The organism is Clostridium neuense (assembly GCF_045310695.1).
GTDB classification, from domain to species: domain Bacteria; phylum Bacillota; class Clostridia; order Clostridiales; family Clostridiaceae; genus Clostridium_S; species Clostridium_S neuense.
This window is the reverse complement of record NZ_JBJIAA010000010.1, coordinates 184,859-206,071: the sequence shown is the minus strand read 5'-3', so window position 1 is coordinate 206,071 and position 21,213 is coordinate 184,859. Positions and strand designations below refer to the sequence as shown.

20 protein-coding genes are annotated in these 21,213 nt (G+C 31.9%); 8 read left to right on the top strand and 12 right to left on the bottom strand.

Going from position 1 to position 21,213, the window contains the following annotated elements; genetic code table 11:
• Positions 1–498: 498 nt before the first annotated feature.
• From ACJDT4_RS13680 to ACJDT4_RS13670, 3 genes are read left to right on the top strand one after another with little or no spacing between them, the layout of a single operon-like run.
• A complete protein-coding gene (locus ACJDT4_RS13680) occupies positions 499–1,458 on the top strand; it encodes an AAA family ATPase (protein ID WP_406788129.1) in 960 nt (319 codons plus the stop codon).
• Between the two features lies 1 nt (position 1,459).
• A complete protein-coding gene (locus tag ACJDT4_RS13675; RefSeq protein WP_406788128.1) occupies positions 1,460–2,593 on the top strand; it encodes a DUF58 domain-containing protein in 1,134 nt (377 codons plus the stop codon).
• On the top strand, positions 2,577–3,836 hold the full coding sequence (locus tag ACJDT4_RS13670) for a hypothetical protein (RefSeq protein ID WP_406788127.1): 1,260 nt from the start codon (positions 2,577–2,579) through the stop codon (positions 3,834–3,836). The genes ACJDT4_RS13675 and ACJDT4_RS13670 overlap by 17 nt, the downstream gene beginning before the upstream one ends.
• Before the next feature lie 315 nt (positions 3,837–4,151).
• On the opposite strand, the gene ACJDT4_RS13665 is transcribed toward ACJDT4_RS13670, so the two are convergent.
• The 9 genes from ACJDT4_RS13665 to sfsA form a co-directional block, all read right to left on the bottom strand.
• Positions 4,152–5,165, bottom strand: a complete 1,014-nt coding sequence (locus ACJDT4_RS13665; protein ID WP_406788126.1) for a serine hydrolase domain-containing protein — start codon at positions 5,163–5,165, stop codon at positions 4,152–4,154.
• Complete coding sequence (locus tag ACJDT4_RS13660) at positions 5,156–7,450, bottom strand: excinuclease ABC subunit UvrA (RefSeq protein WP_406788125.1); 2,295 nt, start codon at positions 7,448–7,450, stop codon at positions 5,156–5,158. Before ACJDT4_RS13660 ends, ACJDT4_RS13665 begins: the two co-directional genes overlap by 10 nt.
• A gap of 328 nt (positions 7,451–7,778) precedes the next feature.
• On the bottom strand, positions 7,779–8,708 hold the full coding sequence (locus tag ACJDT4_RS13655) for an AraC family transcriptional regulator (RefSeq protein ID WP_406788124.1): 930 nt from the start codon (positions 8,706–8,708) through the stop codon (positions 7,779–7,781).
• 11 nt (positions 8,709–8,719) lie between these two features.
• Complete coding sequence (locus ACJDT4_RS13650) at positions 8,720–9,730, bottom strand: ABC transporter permease (protein WP_406788123.1); 1,011 nt, start codon at positions 9,728–9,730, stop codon at positions 8,720–8,722.
• On the bottom strand, positions 9,730–10,470 hold the full coding sequence (locus ACJDT4_RS13645) for an ABC transporter permease (protein ID WP_406788122.1): 741 nt from the start codon (positions 10,468–10,470) through the stop codon (positions 9,730–9,732). Before ACJDT4_RS13645 ends, ACJDT4_RS13650 begins: the two co-directional genes overlap by 1 nt.
• A gap of 1 nt (position 10,471) precedes the next feature.
• Complete coding sequence (locus ACJDT4_RS13640; protein ID WP_406788121.1) at positions 10,472–11,230, bottom strand: ABC transporter ATP-binding protein; 759 nt, start codon at positions 11,228–11,230, stop codon at positions 10,472–10,474.
• Positions 11,231–11,339: 109 nt separating this feature from the next.
• A complete protein-coding gene (locus ACJDT4_RS13635; protein WP_406788120.1) occupies positions 11,340–12,065 on the bottom strand; it encodes a PadR family transcriptional regulator in 726 nt (241 codons plus the stop codon).
• Between the two features lie 365 nt (positions 12,066–12,430).
• Positions 12,431–12,931 carry an NUDIX domain-containing protein gene (locus tag ACJDT4_RS13630; protein ID WP_406788119.1) on the bottom strand — a complete coding sequence of 167 codons (501 nt, stop codon included), beginning with the start codon at positions 12,929–12,931 and terminating at the stop codon, positions 12,431–12,433.
• Positions 12,932–13,033: 102 nt separating this feature from the next.
• Positions 13,034–13,726, bottom strand: coding sequence for a DNA/RNA nuclease SfsA (gene sfsA / locus ACJDT4_RS13625; protein WP_406788118.1), 693 nt, complete (start codon positions 13,724–13,726; stop codon positions 13,034–13,036).
• 349 nt (positions 13,727–14,075) lie between these two features.
• Between sfsA and ACJDT4_RS13620 the strand changes: the two genes are divergently transcribed.
• A complete protein-coding gene (locus ACJDT4_RS13620; RefSeq protein ID WP_406788117.1) occupies positions 14,076–14,246 on the top strand; it encodes a hypothetical protein in 171 nt (56 codons plus the stop codon).
• A 521-nt stretch (positions 14,247–14,767) separates the two neighbouring features.
• Here the strand turns inward: ACJDT4_RS13620 and ACJDT4_RS13615 are convergent.
• A complete protein-coding gene (locus ACJDT4_RS13615) occupies positions 14,768–15,235 on the bottom strand; it encodes a GNAT family N-acetyltransferase (RefSeq protein WP_406788116.1) in 468 nt (155 codons plus the stop codon).
• Positions 15,236–15,425: 190 nt separating this feature from the next.
• Between ACJDT4_RS13615 and ACJDT4_RS13610 the strand changes: the two genes are divergently transcribed.
• The 4 genes from ACJDT4_RS13610 (at position 15,426) to ACJDT4_RS13595 (ending at position 20,108) form a co-directional block, all read left to right on the top strand.
• Complete coding sequence (locus ACJDT4_RS13610) at positions 15,426–16,100, top strand: GntR family transcriptional regulator (RefSeq protein WP_406788115.1); 675 nt, start codon at positions 15,426–15,428, stop codon at positions 16,098–16,100.
• Positions 16,101–16,376: 276 nt separating this feature from the next.
• The gene (locus ACJDT4_RS13605) at positions 16,377–17,990 is read left to right on the top strand and encodes a mannitol dehydrogenase family protein (RefSeq protein ID WP_406788114.1); all 1,614 of its coding nucleotides are present in this window, start codon (positions 16,377–16,379) and stop codon (positions 17,988–17,990) included.
• Positions 17,991–18,011: 21 nt separating this feature from the next.
• Entirely contained in the window at positions 18,012–19,085 is a 1,074-nt protein-coding gene (gene uxuA / locus ACJDT4_RS13600; protein ID WP_406788113.1) for a mannonate dehydratase, read from the top strand.
• Positions 19,086–19,397: 312 nt separating this feature from the next.
• Positions 19,398–20,108, top strand: coding sequence for a YetF domain-containing protein (locus tag ACJDT4_RS13595; protein WP_406788112.1), 711 nt, complete (start codon positions 19,398–19,400; stop codon positions 20,106–20,108).
• Between the two features lie 162 nt (positions 20,109–20,270).
• On the opposite strand, the gene ACJDT4_RS13590 is transcribed toward ACJDT4_RS13595, so the two are convergent.
• Entirely contained in the window at positions 20,271–20,639 is a 369-nt protein-coding gene (locus tag ACJDT4_RS13590) for a DUF4180 domain-containing protein (RefSeq protein ID WP_406788111.1), read from the bottom strand.
• A gap of 14 nt (positions 20,640–20,653) precedes the next feature.
• Positions 20,654–21,136: a helix-turn-helix domain-containing protein gene (locus ACJDT4_RS13585; protein ID WP_406788110.1), complete on the bottom strand. Its 483-nt coding sequence runs from the start codon at positions 21,134–21,136 to the stop codon at positions 20,654–20,656.
• Positions 21,137–21,213: the final 77 nt, after the last annotated feature.

The following is a 21,213-nucleotide window of genomic DNA, read 5'->3' as shown; positions in this document are numbered from 1 at the left end:
ATAAAAATATATTTAAAAATAAAAAAAATTTGGATTTTTATAAAATCCAAATTTTTTTCTTAAGTTGATGACATTGTTTGGGCTTTAGCCCATTATCCTTCTTGAACTAAATATTAGTCTTATTTATCATCTAAGGGGTTTGGGCGCAAGCCCACGTGATTCCCGAATCATATTTTAGTGCTTTCACTAATCTAGAAGTTTAGCCGATATGAATATATTAAGTAACAGTACCTTGAATATTAAATAATTTCAAAGTACTGTTACTTCACTTTCATGGCAATACAAGGTATAAAATAAATCTGCACCAGAAAAATGCCTTATGCGTGCAGGAATATTCAAATCTTATTCTTCTATAACACGCTTCATAATAAGCTAACTGTATAATCTTTGCCAATTATTATAAATTTAAGATTAAATATTTGTATATAGCTCCTAATCTTTGCGCAACCATATTATACTATAATATATTTAATAAAATCACAAAGGGACGTGTTAAAATTGGATAATACCATTATAGAAGCAACAGCAAAAACTATAAACACTAATATACAAAAAGTAATAATTGGCAAGTCAAATGTAATCGATTTACTAATCACATCAATAATAGCAGGTGGGCATGTTCTTATAGAAGATGTTCCAGGGACAGGAAAGACAGTACTTGCAAAATCCCTTGCAAAATCTATTGATGTAAATTTTAAAAGAATACAATTCACACCAGATTTACTCCCTTCAGATCTCATAGGAATAAATTATTACAATCAAAAGGAAAAGGAATTTACCTTTAGAAAAGGGCCTATATTTACAAATATCTTACTTGCAGATGAAATAAACAGAGCAACACCAAGAACTCAATCCAGCCTCCTAGAAGCCATGGAAGAGCATCAAATTTCTGTTGATGGACATACATATGCATTGGATGAACCTTTTTTCGTAATAGCTACAGAAAACCCAATTGAAAATCAAGGAACTTTTCCACTGCCAGAGGCTCAGCTTGATAGATTTATGATGAAAATAAATATGGGATATCCAACCTTAGAGGAAAGCAAACAACTATTTAAAAGATTTATTATGGATAATCCTCTTGAAAAAATCGAAGCAGTTTGCAACATTAAAGAAATATTAGCTGCTAAAAATGAGTATAAAAAAGTATATGTCCATGATGAAATTCAAAGCTACATTCTAAATATTATTGAGGATACAAGAAATAACGAAGATATTCTTATGGGGGTTAGTCCAAGAGGTGCTCTTTCTCTTTTAAAATGCTGCCAAGCCTATGCTGCCATACAAGGAAGAAATTACGTTATACCAGAGGATGCAAAATATTTATGTCCATACGTACTTAACCATAGAATAATATTAAAGGATACCTTAAGCATAAGAGGTGTTTCGGGATTTTCCGTTATAAATAACATACTAGATAAAATAAAAGTACCTACCGAAGATTGGAGTATGAAATAGTATGGAAATCATTTGGGTTTTAGTGCTAGTATGTATACTTATAATTTATGAAGTTAAACTTTATACAAAATACTGCTTTAGGAATTTAGACTTCAAGTTAGAATTAAGTAAGTCTGAAGTATTTGAAAACGAAAGTGTGATTTTGAAGGAAATAATATCAAACAAAAAGTTCCTGCCCGCACTATGGCTGGAGATTCAATTCCTAGTTTCAAGAAATTTAAAGTTTGATAACATGAAAGTAGCTTCTCTAGACAATGAATTTTATAAAAAGGATTCCTTCTCCATTTTGCCTTATCAAAAAGTTGTAAGGAGTCTAAATGTAAAAGCATTAAAAAGAGGTTATTATTCCTTAAATAATTTCACTTTAACTATAAGTGACATATTCATACTTTACAAGTACTTGCTTCACACAGATGATGAGAAATTTTTATACGTATATCCTAAGCTTTTACTTGGAATAAACTTTGACCTGAAATTTCATAGCATTATAGGCGAATTAGAAACAAAAAAGCACTTACTTTATGATCCTTTTATGTTAAAAGGAATTCGAGATTATACTCCCTACGATTCTATGAAAACCGTTAATTGGTCCGCGTCTGTGAGAACAGGTACTTTAAAAGTAAATGAGTTTAACTCTTCCTCTTCTATGGAAATTATAATTTTACTTGATACTACAAAATATATATCTTGGGAATCAGAAACTGAAATTGAAGAATCCATAAGAATTGCTGCATCGATGGCTGCAAAATGTGCTTATAAAAATATCCCCGTTTCCTTGTATTCAAATGGCATCAATGATTTATCTCAAAAACCGATTAGCATATCCTATAAAAATGGAAAAGCTGGGCTTGACCTAATCTACAAAAACCTAGCATGCATAAATCTTGAAAATCAAAAACTTAGTTTTTCTAATATGCTAAAGGACTTTAAAGTTGAAGAAAATACGAATTCCTTATGCATTGTTATTTCTCATCACTATAGCGAAGCTTTCATAAATGAGCTTATGACTCTAAAGAAATTTAATGTAGATGTAGATTTAATACTCGTTAAGGAATCACCTGTAACTAATCCGTTAAGTTCAAAGATTAAAACTTATGTTTGGGAGGTAACTAATAGCGATGAATACAATAGATAGTTACAAAATATCTGACTTAGGAAAGTTTAATAAATCGCCTAAAAAAGCTTCTTTTCAGATCTTGGAAAACTTAATGCTATTTTTAATATTTTATCCTGTAATGCTAAGCATTTTAGGAATATTCCATAAAAATAGTTTTATATTTATCCATGAAATAGCTTTAATAGCCTATGTTATACTCATAAATTTAATCAGAATAAAGGTGTCAAAACATGCTGTGGCAATGAGCTTAACCCTAGTTTTATCCTGCATATTTATTTTGATTCCATTTCCATATTACGAAAGATTTTTATATTGCATATATTCCGTATTAGCACTAATAAACTCAATAAGAAAGTTCTATAAAATAAATTTTACTTTTTACAGTGCATCCTTTTTTGTTTTAGGTGAAGTTTTATTATCACTTAATTTAGTAGGCTCATATGCATTAAAGAATCTAACTTCAAGGTATTTAACTTTATTTTATGCTGTGATACTTTCATTGGTATTTTTGTTTTATTCTAGCCGAAGCAAATATGAGTTATTAATAAATTCAGAAACTGGAACTAACTCTAATAGACCAATAAGCTTAAGCTCAAAAAAAATGCTTATATCTATGCTTTTTGCATTCTTAGTTTTTATGTGCTTTACGCTATCCATAACAAGTCCCATAAGTTCAATTGGCGACCAAGCTTTAGTAAACTCCTTAGCTAATATATTTTCAACAAATAACACTCCGGGTTTAAACCAAGAAAGCAATGAAAATATTTTTAAAAAGCTTCAAAATCCATATATGAATAAAAGTAATAAACAAGCTCAAGAAAATAGTACGTATAGAAACAATAGCTTTTTAAATAAGTATGTTTATCTAATCTTATTTTTAATATTAGCATTTATAATATCACTCATTATGTCTAAAATAATAAAATTTCTTGTTAATGCAAAGATAGAAAATCAGCAGGATGCAACAACAGAAACCACATTTTTAAATGAAGATTTTAAAAAGGATATATCAAATATAGTTCCAAAATTTAATTTCAACTTATCAAATAAAGAAAAACTTAGAAAACACTATAAAAAATTAATTAAGCATTACAACAAAAAAGGCTTAGTAATAAAGGATTCCTTAACAGCAAAAGAATTAGAGAATAAAATCTTAAATTTAACCGGCGATGATATAAAAAACATCACTAAAATATATCATAAAGCTCGCTATAGCTTGTACGAGCTAACTAAAAATGATATAGATAATTTTAAAAAATAAAAAGAAAACTTTTTCTCCACTTCTCTGCGGAAAATGCACTGTAAGCATGGTTAGTCAATGGAGATTAATGGCAATATATAGTATAAAAATTTAATTGTTTACAAAGATTCACGCTTAAAATTCCGTAGGCACGGAGGAATTTTTTCCTTGTACTACCGAGGGAGCAAAGGAGCAATGCTGAAGGAACAGTTTAAAAAAATTCTAATAAATCTTGGTAAAAAAATTACAAAATACTTAGATATTTCAATCTGTTCGAGCATTTTCCCAGCGAGTTATTGAAATATCTTAGGATTTTGTGATTTTTTCACCTTAGATTTATAGATTTTTTTTAATGTGACGAAGCATTGTTCCTTCGCAATCTTCAAATGCTGGTTCAATATACTTCTTAATAAGTTTTAACCTGTCTTTAGCTTTTGGCACAAAAAAAGAAGCGATGGCTACTATCATTTTTTTCTTTGCATTGACATAAATCACATTTCCGCCATCTCCCATAGCCGCATAAGCATGTTCTTTATCGTCAATAATCCACCACAGATAACCATACGACAGCTTCCACTGGTTACATCTGCTGTGTTCCTTTGTACTCTCATTTATCCATGCTGGCGAAATAATTTGTTTGCCATCCCATATTCCTTCATTCAAGCATAATTGACCTATCTTTGCCATATCTGCAGGCGTCAAATTAAGACCCCAGCCAGCTGCATTTACTCCAGCCCTGTCAGCAACCCAGCCTTTTACATTTTTTTCTTTATACCAGGCAAGTTGTTCCTCCTCGTTACGAAAAACTATATTGCCTTCCACATGAATGTTAAGTGGTGAAAATAAATATTTTGTTGCAAAATTAAGCACAGATTGTCCAGTTGCTTTTACAAGAATACCAGACAAAATATCCGGTCCTATGAGAGGGGTATATCTAAATTCTCCTATTTTTCCTTTGCCTCCTAATAAATCAAGTGCACTGTTTACCCAGTTATCACTTGCAAAATATTCCGTATAGGGTTCTGACTTATACTTATATGGAGCTGTCATTGTAAGCATATCCTTAAGAGTAACCTTCTGTATCGTTTTTTCTCCTCTTTTAACTGAATAATCAGGAAAAAAATCTAATGCCTTTTGGTTGATACTTTTAATATATCCTTTGTCTATGGCAATGCCGATCAATATGGAAATAATACTTTTGGTCACTGAAAAAACATGGAAAGTGCTAGCAGCACTGCTTTCTTTAAAGTAGTTTTCATATAGTGTTTTACCATCCTTTAGTACTATCATTCCTCCAATATTACCATAACTGCTATTTATTATCTTTTCCAGCTTCGTTTTTAATAGCATGTAAGATACCTCCCTGTCTTCGAATTTGGACTAGCTATAAGCTGCTTTGGTGTCCCTTTCGCAATTACCTCACCGCCCATATCTCCGCCTTCCGGACCAAGCTCAATAATATAATCACAGTTTTTTAAGACGTCTATATTGTGTTCAATAATAATCACTGAATTGCCGCCTATAACCAGTTTATCTAATAGTTTTAGCAGCAAAGCTGTATCATATAGGCTAAGTCCGGCTGTTGGCTCATCCAGCACATAAAGCATATTACCACCTCGCTGCTTCCCTAGTTCTTTGGCAAGCTTGACTCTCTGCGCCTCACCTCCACTCAATGAAGAAGTGGGCTGACCAAGTGTTAAATACCCCATACCCATCTGCTCTAATATACGCAGCGGTTTTGCAATGCTGGCTTGGTCTGCCAAAAAGAAAACAGCTTGTGAAATACTCATCTCTAACACATCCGTAATGGTTTTTCCTTTATATTTCACTAAGAGGCTCTCTTCCTGAAACCTCTTACCATGGCACATGGGGCAAAGTTTATCAACAGAAAAATCTGAGGTCAGAAATATTCTTTCATAGCCACTTCCTCCACAGTCCGGGCACGCACCTTTTGAATGAAAGGAAAAATATCCAGCATCCATATTTCTTAATTTTGCCTCTTCTTGTTTTGAAAAAAGCTCACGGATTTTATCCCAGATTCCTATATAAGAGGCAGGTGTAGAACTAGCACTTTTACCAATGGGTTCCTGCGATATCTTGGCAAAACTGCTTATCCGTTCTACACCAGTTATACCGTACGCATGACCATATTTTCTGGCACTGGCAAGGCGTTTCAATAACGTGTCCTCTATCAAAGAACTCTTTCCGCTCCCAGATAATCCTGCAATTCCAACCATAGCATGAAGTGGAAACGATACTGTAAGATCCTTTAAGTAGTGAACATTAGCATGCTTTAGTATTATGCAATCCTTATTATCAAATATATCTATCCTTACCTTACGTTCTGGCATAGTACGTTTACCAAAAAGATACTTGCTAAGCAGTGTGTCTGCTTCTACATAGCCCTTATAATCCCCTTGATAGACCACTATTCCACCTTCTATGCCTGCTTTAGGACCAATCTCTACTATATGATCTGCCTGACTAATCATCTCTTTATCATGCTCCACTACGATCACTGTATTACCAAGATTTCTTAATTCCTTTACTGCTTCAATCATGCTTTGCTTCTCAGATGGATGTAATCCTGCCATAGGTTCATCAAATACATAAATAAGAGAATCCAGTTTTGACTCCAGATGCAAATGAAGAAAGATGCGCTGTACCTCTCCGCCACTTAAGGATGACATCTCCCGGTAAAGAGTTAAATGCCCTAAGCGAAACTTGATCAGCTGTTTTAATTTCTGCTTCACATTTTTTATTACATTCTTAGTAAACTGAGAAAGTTCTTCTCCAGGTATTTCATCCAGATAATCAAGAAGCTCTGCTAATGTCATCTGTCCTAGCTGTCCAATCCCCTTTCCATAAAAAAAGACTTCTCTCGCATCATCGCCTACTCTTTCCCCACGGCAGTCTGGACAGATAGTTTTCACATAAACTTCCTCCACATCCTCACCTTTTTCATGAGCATTTCTTAGTATCCGTTCCAAACAATAGCTTTGTTTCCCATTGTCGTATGTTCCATAAACCACTTCGTCTTGAATATCTTCTGGAAGCTCCCAGAAGGAAGTATCAAAGTGCATACCATATTTATTCTTTAGAAGCCGTAAGAAACCACTGGTTACCTTAAGGCTCTCATAAACCTCTAATAGTGTTGTTAATTTATCCGGGATCAACTGCTTAAGATTAATATCATAATAAGAACCTCTTCCCTTGCAGCTAATACACATGCCATCAGCTGTCGTATAAAGAAATGAACTTGGGGAAAGAGGTTTCTTATACTCATCTAAAGCTTTTCCATCACTAGCATATATAAGAGCTAGCTGATTTAAAATTCCAGTCTTTGTGCCAACTGTAGAACGTGGATTGCTCTGCCTTGTGGTATTTTGGTGTACCGCAACCGTTGGTCCAATTCCCTCTATCTCATCAAACCGATCCTCATTATCCAGTCCAGCCAAAATACCAATTGACCGTAGATACTGGTTCTTACCTTCTTCAAACAAGATATCAAATGCAAGACTAGATTTTCCAGAACCACTGATGCCTGTAATGACCACCAATTGACGCTTAGGAATCGTTAGATTAATATTTTTTAGATTATGAATTCGTGCTCCATGAAGCTTTATTTCTTTCATATACTCACCCCTACTATAGATAAACAAGCCGAAAGTTTAAAATAGCCGATGTTAAAACTTTACAAGTAATATTTTGCATGTCTTAATCAGTTGACAATGGACAGAGGACAATTGTCAATTAAGGATGCTTAGCTTTGCTAAGCGAGAAAAATAGGCAATTTTTAAAAATTGGCGTCAGCATTAAGTTTAAGATTTTTCGAAGTGATGGCGGAGAAAAATCATCCTTCACTGTACTCTGTACTCTAAGTAAAATCCTAGTTTTGTAAAATAAATTTGGTGTCAGTCATTTCAAACTTTCAAGTTGTCTATCTATAAAGTTTTCAGCATACTAGAAATGAATGGACTCAATTGGAACGTAAATGTCCACTTTAATGATATGACTCTCGTTGTCATCTGGATTGTTAAGGTATACTTCAAATGGATAGGAATCTCTAGGAATGTAACCACTGCCCATAAGCCATTCCCTGTACATATAATTCCAGGCATCACTGAACTGCTCCTGCTGAAGCTCAAAATGTCCCACAGCGTACAGTCCGCCTTCTAACTTCATTCTACCAAGGACTCCATCTTCCTTAACTGTTATATTCTTTGGAACCGTCAGGCACAGGCTAGTACGAAACTGACTCTCCTCTCCAAATTCCGGATTGTCATGATATATTGCAAGAATCCAGTTCTGTCCTTCTACAAGAAAGTGCTGATTCTTTGCATAAGCAAATAAGTTCTGCACCATACCAGCATACTTTTTCGCTAATGAATCATAAGTACCTGTATGTCTTACATAAGCAACCTGCTTCTCCTCTATGTTCTCTATGGTAATCTGCCCAGTCACAGGAAACGGATTACCTGCCCATTCTTTCTTTGCTGTGTTCTTATTATACTCAGACAATAGAAAAGAATCTTTGCAATTCTTGCTATATTCCTTCCGGTATTCTCTTGGACTAACACCATAATAATTCTTAAATGCCCGTGAAAATACGGCTGAATCCGAAAGTCCAAGTGCGTAAGCAATGTCTGTCATATTTTTATCTGTCCGGTGTGCCAGCAGAAAAAGCGCCCTCTCCATTCGAATTCGGTTTACATAATGTGCTAACGGCTCATGAAGTATACTCTGAAAAATACGGCTGAAATGATATTTGGAAAATCCAGCAGCATTAGAAAGCTCCTCTATGGACAAATATTGATCTAAATGATTTTCAATATAGTCCTGCACTTTATGAATTCTTCGTATATATTCTTCTTTGCATTTCTCATATGACATATAATTTCCCCTTACTCCGCTTTGCTCTTTAAATTCCTTATAATAGAAAGCAAAAACAATATAAAAATCATAGCTGTTAAAACTTCAATGCCCTTTGTATTTGAAAACCAGTTAGCTCCCTTTTCCATAAAACTTGTGACATCAATAAACCATCTAAGTGGGCTAATTACGCTAGCCTGCTGCAGCGCTGATGGCATTTTCTCAAAGGGTATAAAGGTTCCTCCTATAAGTGATAGTACTAGTGCAATGCACGCCGAAAATAAATTTGCATACATTTCGCTATTAAATATGGTTGCTATACATGTTCCAAATGCTGTTGCAAGTGCAGCTACCCATATTCCCATTAATAAAAAATCACTATAATGAATGTGTATATTAATCCTTAATATAGCTATCATAGAAACTGAAATAAAAAATTGAAAATAAGTTATAGCAAAATTATAAATCATATTTCCTGCTATATACGTGCCAGAATTTTGCATTGAATACCTATATCTTTTAAACGTACCATTAGCTTTATCCTTAATAATTAGCGATGCATTTACAGTGGACGTTATCATTAAAAACAGAACAATAAAGGCAACTGTTCTTTTTGCAAAATCCATTGAATAATTTTCAATAGTTTCTATATTTATCGGCTTAGGATTAATCATATAACCTCTTATTAAATGCTGCAACCCTATTATAGTATTATTATCTTTTACAGAATAAATCTTAAATGTATTACCATTAAATTGTACAACAGCAGAATATTTACCTGTTATCGTATCTAACTTTATATTTCTAGGATCAGCTTCAGCTACATTAACCCCTTTTGTATCCCTTAAAGCCTGCATTGCATTTTTAGCCGCACTATTATTTTGAGAATTTAACACCCCAATTGTAAAAGATGGCTTCATAATGCTATTAATTAGTATTCCTAAAACAACCACAATAATAGGTAATAGAAGATTAACCATGAAAGTGTTTCTTTTGTTTAAACTTCTTTTAAAATTGTTTTTAACGATAATCATAAAGCTCATTATATGAACGCCTCCCTTTTAAAAAATTTAACTGCGAGCATTGTAATAATACTGCCTACTAACATAAATACAATTGATGTAATGATTAAAATATGCGTATTGTTTTCGTATATGCAAGCTACAATGCCTCGGTTAACCCATGTAAGTGGCGATAAATCAATTATGAAAGAAATAAACGAGTTAGTAGAACCAATAGGAAAAAATGCTCCACCTAAAAATCCAAATATGGTAATAGGAAGGTTTAAAAAGTTTTGAATGGCAGCAAAATTTTTGCAGGCCAAACCTAAGAAAAGTCCAATTCCTGTTACTATAACTGTTTCACTAATAAATAGAAGAATAATAAATGTGACTTTGCCATTAAACGGTATGTGAAACATTAATTTTGCTATTGCTAAAACTACTATATCGCATATTGAAAGCATAATCGCGCAAGAGAAAAATTTTGAGAGCACCAATTCTGTTCTTGTAATAGGTGCTGCCATATATCGATATGCAGTGTGATGTATCCGTTCATCCTGCGCAGCATAGGCAATGCTTGTTACTCCCATAAGCTCACAAAATGGAATCATAACAATGGTATAATAATGGTACGAGGTAAAACTTGTTCCATATGATTTTGATGTTAAATATCCTAAAAGCATAATTATTACTGCTGGAAAAACAATGTTATAAAACAAAATAAAAAAGTCTTTGCTCCTTCGCCTAATTCCAATATTCAATAAAGAAAAAAAGTGTTCCATTTTAACCCTCCATATCCCTTAAATCTGTTCCTGTAAGCTTTAAGAAAATATCTTCTAGCGTCTTACAGCCAAGGTTTTTGTACTTATTTTTATAAGCTTCTTTATCTAAATCTTCTAGTATAGTCCCCTTATCAATTAAAACAATTCTGTTGCACAAAGTATCAATTTCTTCCATGTAATGACTGGTGTAAATAACAGTAGTCCCCCTTTTATTTAAAGTTTTTATTGTCTCTAAAATATTATTTCTTGATTGTGGATCAATACCCACTGTAGGTTCATCCATTATTAGTAATTTAGGATTATGAGCAATTGCACAGGCAATATTTAAACGACGCTTCATTCCACCAGAAAACTTTGATGGCAATTCCTTTCTTCTATCCCAGAGCCCAACAAACTCCAAGGCCTCCTTTACCTTTTGCTTCAATTCTTGGCCTTTAAAATTGTATAGTGAGCAAAAAAATTTGACATTATCATAAGCATTTAAATCTTCATATATTGCTAAATCCTGTGGAACAACACCTAATGCTCTTTTATATACATTTTCTTGTTTTTCAATTTCCTTGCCTTGAAAGTAAATCTCACCGCTATCTGGTGAAAGAATAGTTGTCATCATGTTTATTGAAGTACTCTTACCAGCTCCATTAGGTCCAATAAATCCTAAAATATCGCCCTCTAATACATCGAAGCTTTCACCAGAAACAACTTTCTTATCCCCATACTGCTTATTTATATTTTTAATTTTAAGTAAAACATTTTCCATTTTTATCTCCTCCTAATATAATTATATGTACAACATTAAATATACAACGTTGGATATCAACTTAGAGTACAGAGGACAGTGATTGTCCTTTGTACTCTGCCTTTTATCTTTATTTATTTTGAAGCTTTGAAATTATTTTATCTATATTTTCAACTGCCTTATCAGGATTACTTATAATTTCATTTCTTAGCTTTTGTATCTCTAATAATGCACTTGTTCTTTCAGATGCTTCAGAAAAATCATCCTCTACATCAGAAAAATCAACAGACTTTATTACACGCCTTGTTTCAGTTCCAACACTTATGTATTTATCAATATTACTTAGTATTTCCTGATGCCATAATATTTGGTAGTCTAAGCTATTAATTGTCATATCAAACTCAATTTTTTCAATATATAGGCCCTTATCAGTTTCAATTTCCTTAGCAGTTCTCCATTTTTCCCAGTATGCCTTTTGTTCTTTCAAATACTTCAAATGCTTCTCCAAACTGTTCTGCAACGTTTCTTTAGGAAGCACATCTAAAATATTATGAAGCAAAAATTTATCTGAGCCTACGGGAATAATAAGCTTTTGCATTTCTCCTTGTATATCTCGCTGCAGCTCCTTTTTTCCAAGCTCTGTAATTTTATATATTTTACGAATACGTGCACCTGTTTTTTCTTCTCTTAAAACCTCAACGCAATTTTCTTTTTCTAGCTTTGCTAAAGCATAATAAATAGAGCCTGATTGAATTTTAGTCCATTTATCTGCACCAGACACTTGCAAGTATTTTTGAATTTCATACCCATGTGTTGGTTTAACATTCAAATAGTACAAAATTAATGCTCGTATCAAACTTGTCACCTCACATATCCTGTATTGGATATATTTATAGTATCACCAACGTTGGATATTGTCAACAAACCTTTTAGTAAATGAAAGGTTAAAATTAGAATTACTTTCGTTTTGCAAGTAATCTATACAAATTAAAAACAGGTAGTAAAGAGTAGAGTGGATGTAGATTTTTCTACGTTCTACTACAAAAAATCTTTAATAACAAAAAATAAAGCTTAGCATAGCTAAGCAACGCAATTTTAAAAAATTGGCACAACATAAGTTTTAAAATTTTCCGTAGTAGCAAATCATCTTTCACTCTATTCTTTAATCTGATTTAAATGTCGTCAAAAACTTTTTATTAATTTTAAACTTTTATGTAATGCCTATAATTTAGCTCCAATCTCCTCAAGTACTTTTTTTACAACCTCGCTGCCTATTTTATCTTCCTTCATTTCACTTAGTGCATCCTTTAAATTCACAAACTCTGCTCCGTCAACTTCACCCGATTTAACTATTTCACCACTAACATATTTAACAATGAATGTAAGCATTATTATTTCTTTTGATGCAAGGTAATAGCTTCCAAGATACTTAGGCTCTTTTGCTATAATACCTGTTTCTTCTTTTATTTCTCTAAGTACCGTTTCTTCAACAGTTTCATTATTAGCTACATAACCCGATAAAAGTACCTTTGAATTTTTAAAGGTATAATTCTGCTTTAACAGTAACACTTTATCATCCTTTATGACGGCTGCAATAATACATGGTTTAGGAGTATCAAAAAACATTATGTTATCAACGCTGCAATATGGAACGCCACCTTCATCCCAGCTATACTTTTCCTCTAGTTTTTTTCCGCATATAGGACAATATTTATATTTCATTATTAAACTTCCTCCCCTATACTGCACATTGTGCATAAGCCAAATTTAAGCCTGTAAATGTATATATAAATTATATATTACGAACATCTTTTAAACAACCTTCTATAATTTAACTTTAACACTTTTATTTAAAGTTATATAATCCTCTCCAAGTAAACATTCATATGCCATAACATCTACTCCATTTTTATAAGCATTTCTAAGTGCTTCTCCAAAATTTTTGTCCATATCATCATGAGGCATAAATTCATGTATATTATCCATCTGCATCAAAAATAGCACTCCAGCCCCATATCCCTTTCGTTTAGCTTCAACAAGTTCATTTAAATGCTTAGTTCCTCTTTCTGTAGGAGCATCTGGAAATTTAGCTTTGCCCTTATCCTCAAGAGTAACACCTTTTACTTCTAAATAATATATTTCATCATTAGAATTCATTAGTTTAAAATCAAACCTGCTATTTCCAAAGGTTTTTTCTCTCATTACAATATTGTATTTCTCTAATCCCAATACTTTCTTATTTATAAGAGCCTCATAAACAACTTTATTAGGAATTTGTGAATCTATGTTTATAAGTTTATCTCCTTTATATGCAGCTATTAAATCATACTTTGTTTTTCTTTTATCATTATTGCCTTCTCTTAATATAACTGTGCATCCTTCTATCAATATTTCTCTGCACCTTCCTGTATTGGGCACATGAACCATACTCTCTTCACCATTTAATTTTATATAAGCTTGAAATCTATTTGGTCTTTTTATAAATTCTGCTTTTACTATTTTTTCTTTTATAATCATATACTTTCCCCACCTCTAAATATAAGTTATCCACTTTTTGACCTACTTAACCACAGCTTGTTGTGGATAACTGTGGATTTCCTCAACATTTATCCTCAAATCCACTGTTTTTACAGTTTAATTTACAAAAAAATTGTGCATAACTTATCCACATTATCAACACCACTATATGTTGACAATTTTATATCTAATTTATACAACATATGCGTGTTATTGTAAACCAATATCTTATTTTATCATGAAAAATCCATACTTATACACAAATTTCACTTTATCCTCAAATTATATGAATATTTTTTATTTTATGTACACACAATACAAATAAACTAATTAGGAGGCTTAACTTACTATGGATAATAATAAAAGTAGAATGAAGGACAGACCAAAATCAGATGCAGAACTTAGAAAAATGTTTCCTAAAGACGGTGCAACTATAGGAATAGAAAACGGAGTAAAGGAAGGCTCTCATTCAAATGGAAGTAAATTTACAAAACGCTCAAAGTTATCACATAACAAATAAAAATGCGAAGGAACAATGCTTCGTCACATTAAGAAGAGCCTGTAAATCTAAGATAAAAAAATCATAGAATACTAAGATATTTCAATAACTCGCTGAGAAAATGCTCAAACAGATTGAAATCTCTAAGTATTTTATGATTTTTTCATCAAAATTTATTAGGCTTTTTTTAAACTGTTCCTTCAGCATTGTTCCTTTGCTCCCACGGTGGTATAAGGAAAAAATTCCTCCGTGCCTACGGAATTTTAGGTGAGAATCTTTATAGTACATTATTTAAACAAATTAGAATTTGAAACAAGGTAAGGGTAGCGTGAATGAATATTTACCTTTTACTTCTCTTAGATAAATCTCAAAGCTTAATAGTATAAGCTATACTGGATACTATGCCCCCACGCTGAAGCATTAAGTTTAAGATTTTTCGAAGCGATAGCAGAGAAAAATCATCCTTCACTGTACTCTAATTTAAGTCCTAGTCTTTCAGGATAAACTTAGAATCTTAAACTTTCAAGTTCCAAGTTATCTATCTATAACTCATAGTCCCAGCTATATATTTCATTTCCCTTTTTATTTATAGATTTTCCTTGATTATAAAACTTACATCTTTCGTGTAATTTTATACTTGCATAATTATTGGTTCTGCAGGTAGATACCAATTGCTTATATCCCTTATCTTTAGCAACTTCTTTAATTAAATTTAATGCTTTCTCGGCATAACCCCTCCTGTAATATTTTTTGTCGATAATAACACCAACACTTACAGAACTTCCATTGACTTCGTACAAGGAAATCATGCCAACAATACATTCATTATTTACTATTGCAAATTGTTCAAAATACTTGCCTTGATAGCTTTTGGTAGTCCACTCCCTTATAATTTTAGTTAACTGATTTATATTATCTGGAAAGCGGCATCCTTTTATACGCTCTGTAGCTGACCAGTTGCTTAATATGAAATCTATATCTGAAATAATGAACTGTCTCAATTCAACCATTATATTCCACCAAACATTCTTATTACTTTATTCCTTTTAATTGATATTATAACATAATTTATAATGAGTACTATTACTATGTTTTCAAAATTATTTTACTTTAATATTGAATCTAAAAAAACATATGCTATAATAAAATCATAACTACCATACAAGTATGGTACTATCATAATAAGGGAGGGAAATCATCATGGCTATTGAAATAGGTAGGAATTTAACAGGTAAAAAATTATATGGACTTTTAAAGGAAGATATTATACAATTGCGTCTTGAACCAGGTTTAAGTATTTCGGAAAAGGGAATTTCAGAAAAATATAACGTAAGCAGAACTCCTGTTAGAGAGGCATTTTTACTCCTTTCTCAAGAAGGTCTTTTAGATATATATCCGCAAAAAGGTACTTTTGTTTCATTAATTGATCTTTCTCAAGTAGAAGAAGCAAGATTTTTGAGAGAACATATGGAGAGAGCCATAATTAAGCTAGCTTGCACAACAGATTTCCCTGAAGAGAAACTAATATCTCTTGAAATGAATGTAAGGATTCAGCAGCTATGCATAAAGAAAAAGGATTATGTAGAAGCCTTTAAAGCTGATGAAGAATTCCATAAAACGATTTTTGAAGGCTGTAACAAATTAAAAACCTGGAACACTATTTGTCAGGTTGAAATGGATTTTCAGCGTATTCGTATGCTAACTTTAACTTCTAATTTAAAAGTTGACGATATTACTTCTCAGCACATAATTTTAATCAACTCAATAAAAAATAAAAAACCTGACATTGCAGATGAAATTATGAAAAATCATCTAACCATGATTAATTATAACTTAAAGAAGATTAGACAAACTTATCCTAAGTATTTTAAATAATAAAACTTATGCAAATACTTACTACTTTAAGACTTCTATCAATTTATAAAAGCTCACATTGATTGGCTTAAAAGAGATGTTTTTTAAATGCTCCTGCAAGAGTATTTAAATACAACATACATCTCTTTCAATAAATAATAATCACTTTAATTTTAACACAACTTCAATTTATATACTATGTTTTTAACTATACATCAGTATGTAACTACAATTGATCTTTATTTTTAATGAAATTGTTTACCTAAAAATTTAATTAATAAGGAGGTATTAATTACTATGTTAAATTTAAGTAGTGAAGGTATTAAAAACAAAGAGGCATGGGAAAATGCAAATATTGAACTTCCAAAATTCTGTTACAAAAAAATGGTTGAAGAAACTAAAGCAAATCCAACTTGGGTACATTTTGGTTCAGGTAATATCTTTAGGGGTTTTATAGCTGCACTAGAGCAAGCACTTTTAAATTCAGGAAAAGAAAAGTCAGGAATTGTTGCTGTTGAAACTTATGACTATGAAATTATAGACAAAATATATACACCTTTTGATAACTTAAGCTTGCAGGTAATTATGAAACCAGACGGAAGCTTGAAAAATTCAGTAATTGCAAGTATAGGTGAAAGCATCGCAGCAGACACTGAAAGAAAAGAAAACTGGAATAGATTAAACTCAATATTTAAAAATCCTTCACTTAAAATGATCAGCTTTACTATAACTGAAAAGGGTTATAACTTAAAGAGCTTATCTGGAGATTTTTCAGCTGAAGTAGCACAGGATATAAAAAATGGACCAGCTAATCCAAGTAACGTTATGTCAAAGGTCACTTCTCTTTTATACACTAGATTTAAAGCTGGAAAACTTCCTCTTGCAGTAGTTAGTATGGATAACTGCTCTCACAATGGTGAAAAATTATATGCTTCAATAAATACAATCGCAACTAAATGGGCTGAAAACAAGCTTGTTGAAGAAGAATTTGTTGACTACATAAACGATACTACTAAAGTAGCCTTTCCTTGGAGCATGATAGACAAAATTACTCCAAGACCTTCTGAAATTGTAGAAGAAAAATTAACTAAACTTGGTCTTACTAATTTATCTCCTATTATAACAAGTAAGCACACTTATATAGCACCTTTTGTAAATGCCGAAGGACCTCAATATCTAGTTATTGAAGATAGTTTTCCAAATGGCAGACCCGCTCTTGAAGATGCTGGAGTATACTTCACAAATAGAGAAACCGTTGAAAGAGTCGAAAGAATGAAGGTTTGTACATGCCTTAATCCTCTTCACACATCTATGGCAGTTTTCGGATGTATACTTGGATATACTCTTATTGCAGACGAGATGAAAGATGAATGTATATCAAAACTTGTAAACAAAATAGGTTATGAAGAGGGTATGCCTGTAGTTACAGACCCTAAGATACTTAACCCTAAGGATTTCATAAAAGAAGTTATAGAAGTAAGACTTCCAAATCCATTTATTCCCGACACTCCTCAGAGGATTGCCACAGATACATCTCAAAAGGTTGGCATAAGATTTGGAGAGACAATTAAAGAATATGTAAAAAGATCAGATTTAGATGTAACATCACTTAAATATATACCACTTGTTATTGCCGGCTGGTGCAGATATCTTCTTTCCGTAGACGACGAAGGTAAAAAATTTGAAATTAGTTCCGACCCACTTTTAGGAACTTTAAAAGATTACTTGTCAGAAGTAGAACTAGGCAAGAAATACGTCAAAGGTTCCTTAAAACCTATACTTTCAAATAAATCTATTTTTGGCTTAGATCTTTATGAAATAGGTCTCGGTGAAAAAGTTGAAAACTACTTTGAAGAAATGATTGCAGGACCAAAAGCAGTAAAAAATACACTTGAAAAATACTTGAAATAACATAAAAGGAGATGGTTTTTTATGAAAATGACATTTAGATGGTTTGGTGAAAATGATGACAGCGTTACACTTGATCAAATACGTCAGATACCAGGAGTCACAGGAGTTGTAGGCTTCTTATCAGATATTCCAGCAGGAGAATTATGGCCACTTGATAGAATAATGGAGTACAAAAAAAATATAGAAGCTCACGGATTAGAACTTGAAGTTATAGAGAGTGTAAATGTACATGAAGACATAAAGCTTGGCTTGCCTTCAAGAGATAAATATATAGAAAACTATAAAGAAACAATCAAAAACTTATCGAAAGCTGGAGTAAAGGTTATATGTTATAACTTCATGCCTGTATTTGATTGGCTTAGAACAGACCTTGCAATGAAGCTTCCTGATGGCTCTGAAGCTATGGATTATGATGATGCTAAATTAAAGGGAATGGACCCAGTAAAATTAGTGGAAGATACAACAAAAAATTCTAACGGCTTTACACTTCCTGGTTGGGAACCTGAAAGACTTAAGGAATTAAAAAGAGTTGTTGAACTTTATAAAGATGTAGACGAAGAAAAGTTATTTGAAAACTACAAGTATTTCCTTGAAGGAATAATACCAACTTGCGAAAAATACGATGTTAAAATGGCAGTTCACCCAGATGATCCAGCTTGGGGAATATTTGGGCTTCCTAGAATAGTACATTCAAAAGAAAACTTAGATAGAATAGTTAAACTTGTGGACAGTCCATACAACGGACTTTGCCTCTGCAGTGGTGCACTTGGCTGTGAAAGAAAGAACAATATTCCCGAAATCATAAGACACTTTGGTGCCATGGGAAGAATTCATTTTGGACATGTCAGAAACATAAAATTTGTAGGTGAAAGACATTTCCATGAAGTATCTCACCTTTCAAGCGACGGAGATTTTGATATGTTTGAAATAATGAAAGCATATCACGATATAGGCTTTGAAGGCTATATAAGACCTGACCACGGAAGAATGTTATGGGGTGAAAAAGCAAGACCAGGCTATGGTTTGTATGACAGAGCTCTTGGAGTAGCATATTTAAATGGTTTATGGGAGGCTCTAAATAAAACAAGCAAATAAAAAACTCATATAATTTTCTTGCACTGTAAGCATAGGTAAAAATATCTATGCTTGCTTTTTTATGTCAGATTTAAATTGTTAATATCATCTTTTTCACGAGTGACTATATCAAGTATCTGTAATATCTCCGAACTATTATTTATAAATTGATGTCCATATTTTAATTTACTATTGTTCATTAAATTATAGTTTTTCGTAATGCTTATCATAACCTAATTTACAAAATATAATATAATTATAAATTAATTTATATTCTTTGTGGAATAATAATTTTAATATTTTTAATCACTATGAAAGGGGAAACTAAAACATATGGCAAATACTTTGCTTAATACAGCCATTAGGAGTGTAGTAGTTTACATTATAGCAATGTTTTTAGCTAGGCTAATGGGAAAAAAACTTATATCACAAATGACATTTTTTGATTTTGTTATAGGTGTTTCTATGGGTTCAATAATCGCAAATTCAATTGTTGGCCAGACATTTACATCTGTATCTGCTATAGTGTCCTTTATTATTTTATCTGTTTTAGTGATTGCAACTGGTTATATGCACATCAAAAGCTTTAAACTAAGAAAAATAATTAATTCAACGCCAGACATTCTAATTGATAATGGAAATATAGTAGAAACAAATATGAAAAGCAATAGAATTACAATCAGCGAATTGATGATGAAACTAAGAGAAAAAAATATATTTAATATAGCCAATGTAGAATTTGCCATAATGGAAACAGATGGTGAATTATCTGTATTACCAAAGCCAAATGAAAAGCCACTAACTCCTAATGACATGAATATAAATACTACAAGTACCGGGCTTACGCATGATATAATAATTGATGGCAATATACTAGAAGAAAATTTAAAAAATATAGGGCTAGATAAAAATTGGTTAATTTCGCAGCTTAACAGTCAACATATAAAAGATCCATCAGAGGTATTTTATGCAGGAACAGACAATAGCAAAAAATTATATGTATCCAAAAAACAATTTAACATGCAAAATACTAAAACATCATAACTTTAACAAAAGCGATATCCATTTCATTATATTAGAAAATACAAAAAAGCTAAAAGTTTTTGCATATAGCTCTCTTGTTGAAGTAATTCATAAAAATACAAACTAAAGATGTGCTTATCTATCAACCATATGCACATTTTTAGTTTACGCAGACTAGTTTTTCTATTTATCCAGAACAAGCTTTTCAATTGCCTCATCTTCATTAGAAACAAAGAATATATCTTTCCCATTATTACTTTCATAGATAAAATCTTTTAATGCCTTACTGTTATACATAGAAAAGTCCCCGATAATGGCAAACTTAACATGATAATTAATAAATTTTTGAAGTATTTCACCAGCAATACGAGTGCTAAGTTTAAAAAAATCTTCCGATATAGCAGCCTTATTTAAAACCATACGATTGCAGCCTGTTTCATAGTTTACAGTTGCCATAAGATCTAAAGCAGACTGAACATCTGTTAAAACAAGCTCATCACTTTCAATAAGTGCAATTGAGATATTATCCTTTATTATTTTTTTAATATTCATAGCTTAATTCCCCTTCATTTATCTTTAGTTTGTGGTTCTACAAGCATAGAAACCGTACTAAGCATTTCTTCAATAAATTTTATCTGTCCCCAAAGCAATACTCTTAACTTATTTTCTTCCTCATAATACTTCATATTAATTGTTGAATTATTCATTTTAGCATCTTTGCAATTCATAATAGCTATAAGTGTGTTTGATATTCTCATATACTGCTCTTTATTTATTTCTTCAATGTCTATAACCGTCGATACATTTATTCTTGCCTTTTTTATATTTGATGGTGGTTCACTTATAGAGAAGTCTAAACCTTGATTTTCATCTATATCCTCATTCCTATTTACTTTCATAAAAGAATTTAAATCATGCTCAGAAATTCTCCACTGCTTTCCAAGCTTATTTGCTTTGAGGCTGCCCTCTGTTATAAACTTTCTTATGGTTTTATGATGCATATCCAAAAGCTCCGCAACTTCATTAATTGTATAAAATTTTTCTTCCATCTAAATTTATCCCTTCAACCTTTTTCTATTCTAAGATTATAACAGATTTCATTTGAACAAGTCAATTTCTTGTTGCA